Below are 12,573 nucleotides of genomic sequence, written 5' to 3' on the forward strand. Positions count from 1 at the left end.
TTGCCCGGAGGAGGAGCAATGCTTTTTTTAACTGATGTAGATCATGTGAGCTTTGAAAAAGCAAACGAGACACGGCAAAATAACCTCCAATCGGCTACCGTGTCCCTGCAAGTCGTCATAGGTTTGTGTAAACGCAAAGAAACGGCGGCTCTGAAAATCAAAGCCGCCGTTTCATAGGCGCGTGAAAATGTGTCTGCTCTGCGACGGCTTTTTTTCTTTTGCCGTCGTCCGGCAGATGAAATCATTTAGTTAAATAGTCAGATTCATCTATTGTTTTAAGAATATAATTCACATCATCATATCTTGAAGAATCCGATTGAGAGCCTAAACTACATATTAAAAATTCCTTTCCATGTTGTTGATAAAGAACAACTAAATTATAGTCATTAGATAAGGAACCTGTCTTGATACCTTTAACATTTTCATTGTAATATTCTGATGTTTGGTCAAGAAAAGTATTAGTATTCCTCCATGTCTGCGTACTTCCGTCAGGTAAAGTAGCTGTATAATTACTCTTTGAAACAATATCTCTAAACCATTGCTTCTCTAAAAGGTGAGTAGATACTGATTTTAGGTCTGAAACGGTAGTGAGAGCATTGACATCATATCCGCTTGGGTCATATAAAATTGTGTTTTCATACCCTTGATTTTGTAAGTAATTATTTAGATGTTCCATAAAAACATTAATACGTTCTTGACTATTCTTAGCTTGTGGTGAAAGAATAGAACCACAATAATCCGCGACTACATAAGCAGCGTCATTTCCAGATGGAACCAACATGGCAGCAAACAAATTGTGGAGAAAATATTTTTTCGCGTCTATATTCGCAACAGATGAACCAGGTTTAGTTAATTGGATTGCTTCATAATTTGCAGGAACAATACTATCTAAATCCGCAAGTGTTGCTGCGTATTCAATGACAAATAATTTGGCTAAGCTGGCAGGAAGCTGTTGCTCGTTTTCTCGCTTTGAAATAAATATATTGTCATTAGAAAGGTCAACTAATATGAGGGATTTTGCATTATAAAAATCTTGAAAGAAAATTCCATTCAGCCAAGAGTTGATTTTATTCTTCTCATTGCGAAAATTGTCAGGTTTCATTGCCCACGGTATGAAAAATACACCTGCTATCGTTACAGCAGTAAGGAAAACAAAAAATATTCCGAAACGAGACGTCCTTCTCTTGTATTTTCTTTTCATAAATTGCACCTCCGACAGTAATCAGTCAGATTTAATAGGTAAATCTAATTGGCATAATTTGCTCTTATACTTTCTGTAAATCCAGAGGGGTCACCTAATTTTGCTTTATCTATATTTTCGCGCAAATAATTACGAGTTGCGTCATCACACCGGTCTATTCCCATATATGGCATGTCGAAGGCTTTTTCCAATTCTTCTAATGCTTTTTCGGCTCGCTCTGGATCTGTATTATAAGTATCAAGCCATTCTTTCATCCATGAATATTCCCACAAATAAGAAGCTCTCGTTTCTCCATAACCAACCTGAAAGGAAGCTCCTGTATCTTCATCTTCCAGTTTATCAGGAAGTGTAATGCCATCAGGCCAATTCAAACTGTCAATGGTTGCAAGATATTCTTCTTCAATGTGTGCAAAATCCGTGAGTCCTCTTGAAGTAGAATTTGTTTCAGAATTTGAACAACCTGTAAACATCAGACATACCAATAAAGAAAGCATTGCTCCTAAAAAAATCGTTGTTTTCATAGATAATATTTTCATGTTTTTCCTCCAATTTTATAAAATTTATTTTATCTAAGCGCCAATGCAGGTTCAAGCTTTGCAGCTTTTAACGCTGGCAATAGTCCTCCAAGCAACGCTACAACAACGGATGTTATAACAGCTACCACTGCCGAAAGAATAGGATATTCCAGTGCCGCTACGGGAGAATCCACAGGCAGAAATAACCCCATGCCTTGAACCAAGAAAAAGGATATCAGGATTGAAACAATACAAACAAACACTGATATAGTTAATTGTGCGCCTAACACTAAAGTAACAATATTCGCACGAGAAGCGCCAATCGCCCGTCTAATTAGTAATTCGTGAGTACGTTGTTCCAAGGATGATAACCCTATGTTAATTTGTCCTAATACAGAAACAAATAACAATAAAAATGATGTTACCAAAAGTCCTAATTGAAGTACAGAAAGTACGGAATTATAAGTATCTCCAATATCACTTTTCCCTATGATATCCAAATTTCCTTCTATTGTATCTTCTAAAATGTCATGTAATGACGAATACATCTGTCTCATGGTAATTCCCGCTTCTGAATGCCAATGAACAGTTGCATTTTTTACTTTCCACATATTCGGAACAAGTAGTTCTATTGAATGGGCGTCAAGATATACAGTTGGTATATCTGTCCCGTCATTCACAGTACCTACCACATTAAATGGTGTTAATGAAAGACTACTTTCTACATTTCCAACAGCATATGAAGTATCAAAATAATTCTGTGCTGCTTTATTTACTACCATGCACAGAGTTTTATTTATTTCCGAAGAATCAAACCAATCCCCTGATGACATAGGCAAATTATAGATTTTGTTATATGTGCTTGTAGTAAAAACAACATCTACGGGTACAGTCTTTTTGTAAACAGTGTCACTTATGTCTTGTAGAGAAGAGACAGACGCTACTGGAGCAACTGTTATCTCTTCCAGCATGGAAAAGGTAACAGCCACAAAATGATCAGTATTGTAAATTTCTCGAAAAAAATTCTCCATTTTAATGGTATCTTGAAAATCTGATCCTGTAATTGAAAAAGAATATGTAGGACTCCATCCATACATCTGTGCATTGACAGAAATCAAATATTCTTTACCAAGCGTTCCCACCAAGACAGAACTAATCATTGCAATAATTCCTACAAACATCGATATACCTGTTAAGATATTTCTTAGAGGAGAAATACGAAGGTCTTTAAGAATCATATTTAACACATTGAAGCCTCCCTCCGTCCATTTCAAAAATTGTATTACAAGTCTTTGCAATATCGAGGTCATGAGTTACTATTAAAAGCATAATGCCATTTTTAAGCACAACTTGATGTAAAAGGTCCATAATTTGTTTTCCGGTTTTTTTATCTAAAGCACCAGTAGGTTCATCACATAAAATGGCTTCCGGCGATACTGCAAGTGCGCGGGCAATCGCCACTCTTTGTTGTTCGCCTCCTGATAAATTAGATGGATAATCATTTTCTTTTCCTTCTAATCCAACACTTTGCAAAAGATTTCGTATTGCTTCTTTCCGCTGTCTTGTATTCATTTTCTTTTTGGAATAAAGTAAAGGAAGCTCAATATTTTCCCAAACTCTTAAATGTTTAATTAAAGAATAGTTTTGAAAAACAAAACCGATATTACTTGCTCGAAGCATAGATAGCTGGCTATCTGTTAAAGTGGAAACAGACATACCATTATAAAGAAATTCGCCTTGATATGAGTGGTTGAGTAAACCTATAATTGATATAAGGCTTGTTTTTCCTGAACCCGATTTGCCTACAACAGCATAGCTGTTTCCTCGCTTTAGTTCCATATTTGCTTTGTTTACAGTTACTAAGGTATCACCATTATTCAAATTAACAGTCGCTACCAAGTTTTTTATTTGAATTAAATTTCCTCCATTCGTTTTTTCCATGTTACAAATTACTCCTTACTCCTTGGGTCAAGGTTTGGGGGAATAGAAGAAATTGTATCGCCCTCATTTACACCCGACAATATTTCTATATATGCACCATCAGTTGCACCCAGCATAACTTCTGTTTGAATTTGTTTTCCGTCATTTATTACGGTTACCATTCCCTTACCTTGTCTGCCCGCAATGACTGAAAGTGGTAACAAAAGCACATCTTTTCTAGTTTCGGCTGTTATGACAACGGTAGCACTTTGTCCGGGTTTTACATCAATATCTTTTCCAATTAAACATTGCAATGTGCTTTCTGCATTTTCTGATACTGGTACTACAACTGCAATCGCTTCCGTAGGTCCCACACCATCAACTACTTGAAACTTTGCTTTTAATGCTGCATTTTCCGGCAATATTTTCAAAAAATTTTCAGCTTCAATATTGAGAGCAAAACCTGTGTACTTAGCTGTTGCTAAGGGATAATTTTTGGGAACACTCTCATTAGATGAGATAATAGAAAGAATCGTTGCGTCAACTGGGGATTTTATTTCTTCTTCAGATACTTTCCCAATCACACCACCCTCAGTAATTTTGTTGCCGGCTGAGGAACAGGCTTCAAAAGTACCCTCAACAGAAGAACATAAAACAAAATCCAAAGCCGGAATAATAGTTGTGTGAGCAGATACCGTTGGAGTAAGATTACCGCGAGTAACGGATACCGTTTCAACGGATTGTACTTTTGGATTTACGTTACTGGTTTCATTTTTCTGCTCGTCAAAACAACAGGCAGATAACACAATTATTATCATACATAGCATAGGTAACGCCATAATTCGATTTTGGTATTTCACCAACATACCTCCTTGTTATTGTATATTATATTTCGTTTAAAGATAAAAGGCTTTCACCTTGATACAATAATTATATCAAAATAAAAGCCTTAATTTTGATGATTGTTCGCAAGAAAATCCTCTTTTTTGCTACGGAATTTCTTACGATTTTCCTACGAAAGTGGAAGTGTAACTATAAATTTTATACACTCGTCTTTACTATGAGCAACAATAGTCCCCTTATGTAGTTCTACAATATGTTTCGCAATCGCAAGTCCCAATCCGGCACCACCACTTGTAGTATTTCTTGATGTGTCAACTCGGTAAAACTGCTCAAATATTAGTTTTAGTTTTTCTTCTGCGATAGGATTCCCAAAATTTTCAAAAGTAATTACAATAGTGTTCTCTTGAAGTTCTGTGGTTATTGCAACTTCTGTATCTGTATAACTGTAAATTACCGCATTACGCAAGAGATTATCGAACACACGTTGTATTTTGTTTGCGTCGCAATGTAGCATAATGTCGCTTGTACTATTGAGAGTACATTTCAAATTTTTTTCCTTTAATATGGGCTTAAATTCATAGATAAGTTGTTCTAATAAACGGGTCAAATTTATGTTGCTGTATTGTAATGTTATGTTAGATAAGTTAAATCGTGTGATTTCAAAAAACTCGTTTATCAAATCTTCAAGACGTTCTGCTTTATCAAGAGAAATAGAAAGATACTTTTCTCTTAACTCCTGTGATATTTGTTGTTCATCATCATGCAGTAGTGTTAGATAGCCAATGACGGAAGAAAGCGGCGTTTTCAAATCATGTGCAAGGTACATAATCAAATCATTCTTGCGCTGTTCATTTTCCTGTGCAAGTCGCGCATTGTTTTCTGCTTCTTGCTTTAAGCGATTTATGTTGATAGCAATTTCGCTTAGTTCCGGTGAGAGTTCAATATAATCTACTGATTTATCAAATAGTTTTCCTGTTGCAGCTTGTAACTCGTAGACATAATTAACAACCTTTTTCAAAAGTTTATAAGTCAAATACAAAATGCAAACTACCCATAATATAAGCCCTACCATATAAACATAAAGTCCCCTATATATCAGGTAGTAATGTTCCACATATCTATCCAGTACCCAAGTAAGTCCCATATCTAACGAAACCGTACACACTAAGATAATTCCCGAACAAATTACACTCTGTAAGATATAACTTTTAAACAGGATTGTAAGCAGATAATTTTGTTCATTTTTATTCAATTTCATAACCTACCCCCCAAACTGTTTTGATAAATTTTGGATTTTTGGCGGGTTCATTTAATTTTTCTCTAAGCCGCCCTATATGTGCCATTACGGTGTTGTTATTATCTAAATATTTTTCTTTCCAGATATTTTCAAATAGTTCCTCAGTTGAAACAACTTTGCCTTGATGTTCACATAAGTACCAGAGGATAGAAAACTCAATAGGTGTCAAAGTAACCTCTTTTCCATACAAAGTACATTTGTGAGTATTCTTGTTTATAATAAGTCCTCTTACATCATGTTCTGCAATGGGAGCATCTATTTCCTTGGTATTAGCCGCATTATTATAACGAACATAACGGCGAAGTTGCGTTTTTACTCTTGCTACAACCTCCAAAGGATTGAAAGGTTTTGTAATGTAATCATCAGCTCCAATGGTAAGTCCCATAATTTTATCAGTATCCTCAACTTTTGCCGTCAGCATTATAATAGGATAATAATACTGTTCTCTGATTGTCTGACAAATACGAAATCCATCAATATCTGGAAGCATTACATCTAAAATTGCCAAATCCAAATTTTGTGACTCGATACATTTGAGAGCGTCCATACCATTATAGAATTTATGTACCGTGTATCCGTCATTTTTTAGATATACCTCAATTAAATCGGCTATCTCTTTTTCATCATCAACTATTAAAATGTTTTCATTCATATTATTCGCACTCCTTATTAACCTTGTCTGGCAAGGCTTCCATAATATCTCCAAAATCGCAATTCAAGTATTCGCATATTTCCAATAATACAGGGAGCGTAACATTCTCATTTTTACCAAGTTTAGCAAAAGTGCTTTTGCTTGCTCCGATAGCTTCTCGAAGCTTGCCCTTTTTCATATTTTTATCAATCAACAGCTTCCATAGTTTATTATAACTCACTCGCAGCTTTTTTGAAAGCAAAAGAAAGCCCGTTAATCAGGCTTAGATCATCTTCAAGAAGTAATATATTACTCATACTTTTCTGCCTTTCCTTGTTTTGTTCGACCATCAATCGGCTTTTCCGCATCCTTTGGAATTAGCCAGATAGTTGCCATCTTCACAGCGCTAGGGATACGCCCAGCAGCGCAATAGTAATTAACTCTACGAGGTGTCACGCCCCACTTTTCGGCGGCCTCTTTTAGTGTCATATAATCCATTCTGCACCTCCACAGAGTACATTATAGTTCTTTGTCTCGAACAATACAAGTTTATCACTAATCGCAGCTCTATAAAATCGGCATAATCATACTGATTGTTAGGCATAATAAGGTCATTCCATCATATAAACCGGAACGATACAATATTATTGAGGTGAACGATTATGCCGATTGATGATTTGACTGCTTTGGGGCAAAAAATGCGGGAAGCCCGAAAGAAAAAAGACCTGACACAGCAGGAACTTGCGGATCTGAGCCATGTTTCTGTAAAGCAAATCGCCAATATCGAAAAGGGGAAAATGAATCCTTCTTATTTGATTTTAAGAGCATTGGCAAAGGTCCTGCACATCTCTTTAGATACGCTTATAAATCCAGATATTTCTCTGGAAGATGAAGGTGTCAATCAGATGAAAATGCTTTATTCCAGCTGTCCGCCAGAAATGCGTGACACCCTGCTGCATCACACCCAGGAAACGGTGAAAGAACTGACAGAGTTGTCCGAAAAATTTGAAACGAATTGAGCCAGTGAGTGAACTTTAACGATTCTCTCACTGGTTCTTTTCAATTTCGGAGAAAAGAGGCAAGCAATGCCGGTGTTAATACACACCGACCCGCAGAGAAGAAAATCCCTTTGTGATTTTCCTCTCCGCTTGCTTGTTGAGGGCAGCGCCCCCAAGCCCCTTTGAACACAGAATTTCATTCTGTGGCTACGCGTTCTGCGAACGCTTTTGACCAGGACCAGCTTACCGCTGGCCGTGGTCTTTTTCTTTTTCAACATCCTGTTCTACCTCCATTTTCAGGACCCGATCCACATTGGCCTTTGCCGTTAAAAGTTCTCGCATTTCCTCACGGGAATGCCGATACTCGGCATAGGTCTTTTTCTTTTCTTCCAACAATTTCGCGTACTCTGTCTGCAACTCTTTGACCTTGGGCAGCTTCTTGACGCCCATCTCATCAAAGGCATTCTTAGCAGCCTGGTGGAGCAGAATTTCTTCCTCATGTTCTTCCCTGAATTTCTTAGAGTAACCCGCCTTGCGGTATGCCACATAGACCTCACGGGTCTTGGCATAATTTACGATGTGAGTACGCAGAACAGCGATCTCTGCCATGCGCTTTTCAGCCGCTTTGATCTGCGCCGAAAGTTCATTGTGATGTGCCGTGGCAGCCGCAGCCTTTTCTTCCAAAACCGCATACTCCAGCAGGTTGTGCTCTGACAGGTAATTCATGGTCTGCGCCATCTGCTTGAGGTTGAACACCTTAGCCCATCGAGCATAGCCAGCGCCTTTTCCAGCCTGCAATTTTGCCTGAATGTCCACCAGCAGATTGATCTTTGGCGGCTCTGCCTGTGTGACTGTTTTCTTTCGCGGGGTATGTGCTTTCTTCCCGGAGAGAACTGCCCGCAAATCTTCCAATCCATATCCTTCGCCCAGACTGTCCATGCGGGCGGCTTTCTCCCAACCAGAGAGCTTCAGTCGATACGATTTTCCGCGCTTTGAGACTTCACAACCATACTCTTGCAACAGTTTCAGCAGTTCTTCAAAGTCAGCAGGACTTTGTGATAATGCGTTGTCAATTGCCACACGAAGCAGCTCTCGGTGAGAGGGCTTTGCCTGATCTCCCAGCCACTTGTTATAGCTTTTTCCGTGAAGTTTCGGATTCTCTACAATGGACAGTCCGTTTTCAATGCAGATGGTATCACTTAACCGGCGAACCGCCTTGGTGCTGCCCCAAAAGTTTCGGAATTTCCGGTCATATTCTAAGCTGACCGATGACCAGATAATGTGATTATGAATGTGCGACTTGTCTATGTGAGTGCAGACTACAAAGGCATGATTGCCTTTAGTAAAACGCTTTGCAAATTCTACGCCCAGCCGGTTGGCTTCTTCCGGGGTAATCTCACCGGGGCGGAAGGACTGGCGCACATGATAGGCAATCACATCATCCGCGCCACGCACTCGTCCGGTAGCGGCAATGTACTGCCGCTTTGCCAGAAGGAACTCCGCATCAACCGTTCTGCTGTCACACGCAAATCCTGCGATGAGCCTTCCATTATCTGTTTTCTTTGGGTTTGCTACATAGTCGATGATGTCACTGATCGCCCGACTCTCTGTGCGGCCTTTGCCGACATGAAGTGGCATGATTCTTGTAGTTGCCATAAAAAGCCCTCCTCTCAAAATATTTTCTCTGAACTCTTTGTGCCTATCGTTGAAATAAACTCTCCTTATGGGTATAATATAAAGAAACTACCAATACCTCAAAGGAGGGATTTTATGATAGAACAGCTCATTGCTGAAGCAACCGAATGTGATTTCAAAGTTGCTCTCGAAATAAAAAAGCCAAAAAGCTGGTTAAAAAGTGTCAGTGCCTTTTCCAATGGAATTGGCGGCACTCTGTTTTTCGGAGTCTCCGATGACCGGGAGCCTATCGGCTTGTCCGATGTTCAAAAGGATGCTGAAGCGATCAGCCGCTTAATCAAAGAACGTATCACACCATTACCGCAGTTTATCTTAAAGCCATTGCAGGAAGATGGTAAAAACCTGTTGGCTCTGGAGGTTTCTCCTGGCCGCAGCACCCCATACTATTACAAGGCAGACGGAGTGATGGAAGCATATATCCGTGTTGGAAATGAAAGCGTAATTGCCCCTGATTACATTGTGAATGAACTGATCTTAAAGGGAACCAATCAGTCCTTTGATACCCTAACAACAGACGCGGTAAAAAAGGATTACAGCTTTACACTTCTGGAAGCAACCTATCTGGAACGGACTGGTCTCCGCTTTGAGCCATCCGATTATGTCTCCTTCGGTTTGGCTGACAAAAATGGGTTTTTGACCAATGCCGGAAAGCTCATGACCGATCAGCACACAGTTTATAACTCCCGTATGTTCTGTACCCGGTGGAATGGCTTGGAAAAAGGCTCTATCTTTGATGATGCGCTGGACGATAAGGAATACGAGGGGAATTTGATTTATTTACTGAAAAGCGGCAGTGAATTTATTCGCAATAATTCCAAAGTCCGTTTTGTCAAAGAAGCTCAGTATCGGGTAGACAAGCCGGATTATGCTGAACGAGCTGTAACAGAGGCTCTTGTCAACGCTCTCATCCATCGTGATTATATTGTGCTTGGCAGCGAAGTCCACATTGATATGTTTGATGATCGGGTGGAAATCACATCTCCGGGCGGTATGTTTGGCGGCGGCTCAATTCAGGAATACGATATTTACAGTATCCGTTCCATGCGGCGAAACCCTGTGATTGCTGACCTGTTCCACCGCATGAAGTACATGGAACGCCGTGGAAGTGGTCTGCGCAAAATCGTCAGTGAAACCGAAAAGCTACCTGGATATACAGCGGCATATAAGCCTGAATTTTCCTCAACAGCAACAGATTTCAGGGTCATCTTGAAAAATGTAAACTACAACTTAGAGGGTGACGCCCACCAAGTTATCCACCAAGTTACCCACCAAGTTATTGAACTATCAACGGTATCCAAACAGATTTTGGCTTTTTGCACAACACCAAAATCCAAGAAAGAGCTTGCAGTATTTTGCGGCTTCAAAGATTTAAGAAACTTCACTTTGAAACATATCAATCCGCTTTTAGAATCCGGGCAATTAGAAATGACTATTCCCGATAAACCTAAAAGTCGCAATCAAAAATATATTACAGTTCGTTCCGAATAAACAGAGAAGCAGGGCATTGGGTCTCATCTCCCATTGTCCTGCTTCTTTTTCATTCCAAATTATATTCACATCATTTACCCATACATCCAATCCTGGATCGCCAATTTCAAATCCTGCACCTTACCCAACAGCCAGATCGCCGCAAGCGGCAATCCCATCGGGCTAATCAAAAAAGCTATAACCAGCAAAATCGCACCATTCTGCGGGGAATAGGTAATAAGCACAGCCACGCCAAGCAGAGCAATTACCGTGCTGAGTAGACCAAGCACCAGACCAGATATGTAGATCAGCCCCGTGCAGAGCCAGACAAAAAGCGTCAACACCAAAAAGACCGGTGCAGTTACGATCATCAGCAGGCATTTCAAAATCTTCATTCCAGTTTCTCCTTCCAACGCTCCAGATGCCGTTTGCACAAGGCATCCGCTTCTCTCTCATCATCTTCCGTCACTTCCCGTTTTCCTTTGGTCAGTTCAATCTCCAGATAAGTCCGGTAATCATCGGCTAAGAGGTCGAACAGTTCCTTGGGAGTATGGCACACCTCGCCGGTGCAATAGTGAAAGTCCTGGTCAAATTCCACCCTTACACATCCGTGACGGCTGATATAAACTTCGATGGTCTCGTCTGCGGCCAGGTAGTCCGCAAAAATCTCCAGCACCTTTTCAAAGGTCAGCATCTGTTTTCACTCCTTTGCTACGCTTCTTATTCTACTCATATTATCCGGTACGGACAGACAAAAGACAAGGATACAGACAAAAAGAAAAAGCGGAGGAAGGTGCGGCGAAGAAACGCCGTTCCTCCCTCCGCAAATGGAGTATCTATCCCTGTTATGAAAGTTTGGAGAGTTGGGTAAGGATTTCCTTCACACCCTCCCACAGTTGTTCCTGCCGCTGGGATATATCCTCCAAGTCAGCATTATAAACCCGCCCGGTCTCATGCACTTTGCGGGTCAGCTGGTTCAAGTTGTTGCTGCTTCGGCGCATCAGGGAGACCAACTCCTTCAGCTCTGGCAGTTCCAGCTTGACCACATAACCATCCAGCGCCATTTTCCGCAGATAAGCGCTCAAATTCTCTGTCCCGTATTGCTGCATCTTTTGATGGATCAGTTCCAGTTCTTCTGCGGACACCCAAAACAGAACCGGCACATCCCGCTTGCGCTTTGCCATGGTTATCGCTCCAGCTCCCGTTTTTTCGGGGCGGCAGACTTATTGGCGGGCAGCTCCTGTTTGAGCTTATCCCGTACTGAGGGACGGGACGGTTCCAGTTTTTCTCTCTGGGTACGGCTGCGCTGCTGTTCTTCACGCACCAGATCAATAAAACCATCCAGCACAGCAGGGTGGCTGTTTAAGGCATAACCACAACGGACGGTTTCGGGATTATCATTAGGAATGGTCTTGGCCCATTCTTTGTTGCGTCGGGAGTAGCGCCCATCCCAGTCCTGAAGCTGGATCGTGTTAGAGAGAACCATAGATACACGCTCCATGCCATAGGTCTCGATCACACCCTTTGCCGCATCGTGACTGAGATACATTCCGTCGAAGTGTTCCCGCACCGCCGCTTCAATGGACTCCTTGCATTGGAGATTTGCATTGTTGGAAGCCCGGTACTGCTCCAGCTCCCCATGTTCTCTCGCATAGGCGGCAGAGTGGGGATAGACCGGTGTTGTTCGCAGTTCCTCTTTGGCTCTGCATACATCATCGGCACGGCTTTCAATGCTGTCCCGGATTACACCCATATAGCCGGTCTCCAGCTTTTCAAAATAGCGGTACACATCCGCCAATGGAGAGGGAGATTCCAAAAGTGCCTTGGCCTGGGCGTCGGTCAGCTCCAGCTCCTCCATCGCCATCACAATATCCTCACGGACAGTATATTCATAGGTGTGGTGCAGGATTTCTTCCGGGGGCTGGCTTTTCAGCCAGTCCCGGAACTTATCCTGTCCGGCAGCCATCTTTTCATAAAGGGCTGTATTCAGATCGTTAGTATTCATG

The 12,573-nt window shown here is 41.0% G+C and carries 17 protein-coding genes; 3 read left to right on the forward strand and 14 right to left on the reverse strand.

Features of this window, described 5'->3' with window-relative positions:
- The first annotated feature begins 18 nt into the window (after positions 1-18).
- Positions 19-177: a hypothetical protein gene (locus tag DWZ82_RS15405; protein ID WP_173880161.1), complete on the forward strand. Its 159-nt coding sequence runs from the start codon at positions 19-21 to the stop codon at positions 175-177.
- 64 nt (positions 178-241) lie between these two features.
- Here DWZ82_RS15405 and DWZ82_RS10935 read toward each other — a convergent pair whose 3' ends face one another.
- The 9 genes from DWZ82_RS10935 to DWZ82_RS10980 form a co-directional block, all read right to left on the reverse strand.
- A complete protein-coding gene (locus DWZ82_RS10935) occupies positions 242-1,201 on the reverse strand; it encodes a D-alanyl-D-alanine carboxypeptidase family protein (protein ID WP_005422939.1) in 960 nt (319 codons plus the stop codon).
- A gap of 44 nt (positions 1,202-1,245) precedes the next feature.
- Entirely contained in the window at positions 1,246-1,737 is a 492-nt protein-coding gene (locus DWZ82_RS10940) for a hypothetical protein (RefSeq protein ID WP_005422940.1), read from the reverse strand.
- A gap of 29 nt (positions 1,738-1,766) precedes the next feature.
- A complete protein-coding gene (locus DWZ82_RS10945; protein ID WP_118480820.1) occupies positions 1,767-2,954 on the reverse strand; it encodes an ABC transporter permease in 1,188 nt (395 codons plus the stop codon).
- Entirely contained in the window at positions 2,944-3,657 is a 714-nt protein-coding gene (locus DWZ82_RS10950) for an ABC transporter ATP-binding protein (RefSeq protein ID WP_118480822.1), read from the reverse strand. The genes DWZ82_RS10945 and DWZ82_RS10950 overlap by 11 nt, the downstream gene beginning before the upstream one ends.
- An 8-nt stretch (positions 3,658-3,665) precedes the next feature.
- Positions 3,666-4,496 carry a hypothetical protein gene (locus DWZ82_RS10955; protein ID WP_233435094.1) on the reverse strand — a complete coding sequence of 277 codons (831 nt, stop codon included), beginning with the start codon at positions 4,494-4,496 and terminating at the stop codon, positions 3,666-3,668.
- A 152-nt stretch (positions 4,497-4,648) separates the two neighbouring features.
- Complete coding sequence (locus tag DWZ82_RS10960) at positions 4,649-5,737, reverse strand: sensor histidine kinase (protein WP_005422949.1); 1,089 nt, start codon at positions 5,735-5,737, stop codon at positions 4,649-4,651.
- The gene (gene vanR / locus DWZ82_RS10965; protein ID WP_118480824.1) at positions 5,724-6,428 is read right to left on the reverse strand and encodes a VanR-ABDEGLN family response regulator transcription factor; all 705 of its coding nucleotides are present in this window, start codon (positions 6,426-6,428) and stop codon (positions 5,724-5,726) included. Before vanR ends, DWZ82_RS10960 begins: the two co-directional genes overlap by 14 nt.
- A 1-nt stretch (position 6,429) precedes the next feature.
- A complete protein-coding gene (locus tag DWZ82_RS10970; protein ID WP_118480866.1) occupies positions 6,430-6,654 on the reverse strand; it encodes a helix-turn-helix domain-containing protein in 225 nt (74 codons plus the stop codon).
- Positions 6,655-6,716: 62 nt separating this feature from the next.
- A complete protein-coding gene (locus DWZ82_RS10980) occupies positions 6,717-6,905 on the reverse strand; it encodes a helix-turn-helix domain-containing protein (RefSeq protein WP_118480826.1) in 189 nt (62 codons plus the stop codon).
- 164 nt (positions 6,906-7,069) lie between these two features.
- On the opposite strand from DWZ82_RS10980, the gene DWZ82_RS10985 reads away from it, so the two are divergent.
- Positions 7,070-7,426, forward strand: coding sequence for a helix-turn-helix domain-containing protein (locus tag DWZ82_RS10985; RefSeq protein WP_105309553.1), 357 nt, complete (start codon positions 7,070-7,072; stop codon positions 7,424-7,426).
- Between the two features lie 222 nt (positions 7,427-7,648).
- On the opposite strand, the gene DWZ82_RS10995 is transcribed toward DWZ82_RS10985, so the two are convergent.
- Positions 7,649-9,061 carry a relaxase/mobilization nuclease domain-containing protein gene (locus DWZ82_RS10995; protein WP_118480830.1) on the reverse strand — a complete coding sequence of 471 codons (1,413 nt, stop codon included), beginning with the start codon at positions 9,059-9,061 and terminating at the stop codon, positions 7,649-7,651.
- A gap of 114 nt (positions 9,062-9,175) precedes the next feature.
- Here DWZ82_RS10995 and DWZ82_RS11000 point away from each other — a divergent pair, with 114 nt between their 5' ends.
- Positions 9,176-10,588, forward strand: a complete 1,413-nt coding sequence (locus DWZ82_RS11000; RefSeq protein ID WP_118480832.1) for an ATP-binding protein — start codon at positions 9,176-9,178, stop codon at positions 10,586-10,588.
- Between the two features lie 74 nt (positions 10,589-10,662).
- Here DWZ82_RS11000 and DWZ82_RS11005 read toward each other — a convergent pair whose 3' ends face one another.
- The 4 genes from DWZ82_RS11005 to DWZ82_RS11025 form a co-directional block, all read right to left on the reverse strand.
- Positions 10,663-10,962, reverse strand: a complete 300-nt coding sequence (locus DWZ82_RS11005; RefSeq protein ID WP_097770128.1) for a CD1845 family protein — start codon at positions 10,960-10,962, stop codon at positions 10,663-10,665.
- Positions 10,959-11,261, reverse strand: a complete 303-nt coding sequence (locus DWZ82_RS11010; protein ID WP_009272651.1) for a hypothetical protein — start codon at positions 11,259-11,261, stop codon at positions 10,959-10,961. Before DWZ82_RS11010 ends, DWZ82_RS11005 begins: the two co-directional genes overlap by 4 nt.
- Positions 11,262-11,412: 151 nt before the next feature.
- Positions 11,413-11,757: a plasmid mobilization protein gene (locus tag DWZ82_RS11020; protein ID WP_425518628.1), complete on the reverse strand. Its 345-nt coding sequence runs from the start codon at positions 11,755-11,757 to the stop codon at positions 11,413-11,415.
- Positions 11,754-12,572, reverse strand: coding sequence for a DUF3849 domain-containing protein (locus tag DWZ82_RS11025; protein ID WP_118480836.1), 819 nt, complete (start codon positions 12,570-12,572; stop codon positions 11,754-11,756). Before DWZ82_RS11025 ends, DWZ82_RS11020 begins: the two co-directional genes overlap by 4 nt.
- Position 12,573: the final 1 nt, after the last annotated feature.

It is taken from the genome of Butyricicoccus sp. AF35-5AC (genome assembly GCF_003477715.1).
In the GTDB taxonomy this organism is placed as follows: Bacteria; Bacillota; Clostridia; order Oscillospirales; family Butyricicoccaceae; genus Agathobaculum; species Agathobaculum butyriciproducens.

Excerpts from the sequence above, each read along its gene's own strand:
- DWZ82_RS10945 (WP_118480820.1), bottom strand. The coding sequence starts at position 2,954 with ATGATTCTTAAAGACCTTCGTATTTCTCCTCTAAGAAATATCTTAACA.
- DWZ82_RS10960 (WP_005422949.1), bottom strand. The coding sequence starts at position 5,737 with ATGAAATTGAATAAAAATGAACAAAATTATCTGCTTACAATCCTGTTT.
- DWZ82_RS10940 (WP_005422940.1), bottom strand. The coding sequence starts at position 1,737 with ATGAAAATATTATCTATGAAAACAACGATTTTTTTAGGAGCAATGCTT.
- DWZ82_RS11010 (WP_009272651.1), bottom strand. The coding sequence starts at position 11,261 with ATGCTGACCTTTGAAAAGGTGCTGGAGATTTTTGCGGACTACCTGGCC.
- vanR (WP_118480824.1), bottom strand. The coding sequence starts at position 6,428 with ATGAATGAAAACATTTTAATAGTTGATGATGAAAAAGAGATAGCCGAT.
- DWZ82_RS15405 (WP_173880161.1), top strand. The coding sequence starts at position 19 with ATGCTTTTTTTAACTGATGTAGATCATGTGAGCTTTGAAAAAGCAAAC.
- DWZ82_RS10950 (WP_118480822.1), bottom strand. The coding sequence starts at position 3,657 with ATGGAAAAAACGAATGGAGGAAATTTAATTCAAATAAAAAACTTGGTA.
- DWZ82_RS10995 (WP_118480830.1), bottom strand. The coding sequence starts at position 9,061 with ATGGCAACTACAAGAATCATGCCACTTCATGTCGGCAAAGGCCGCACA.
- DWZ82_RS10935 (WP_005422939.1), bottom strand. The coding sequence starts at position 1,201 with ATGAAAAGAAAATACAAGAGAAGGACGTCTCGTTTCGGAATATTTTTT.
- DWZ82_RS10980 (WP_118480826.1), bottom strand. The coding sequence starts at position 6,905 with ATGGATTATATGACACTAAAAGAGGCCGCCGAAAAGTGGGGCGTGACA.
- DWZ82_RS10985 (WP_105309553.1), top strand. The coding sequence starts at position 7,070 with ATGCCGATTGATGATTTGACTGCTTTGGGGCAAAAAATGCGGGAAGCC.
- DWZ82_RS11005 (WP_097770128.1), bottom strand. The coding sequence starts at position 10,962 with ATGAAGATTTTGAAATGCCTGCTGATGATCGTAACTGCACCGGTCTTT.
- DWZ82_RS11025 (WP_118480836.1), bottom strand. The coding sequence starts at position 12,572 with ATGAATACTAACGATCTGAATACAGCCCTTTATGAAAAGATGGCTGCC.
- DWZ82_RS11000 (WP_118480832.1), top strand. The coding sequence starts at position 9,176 with ATGATAGAACAGCTCATTGCTGAAGCAACCGAATGTGATTTCAAAGTT.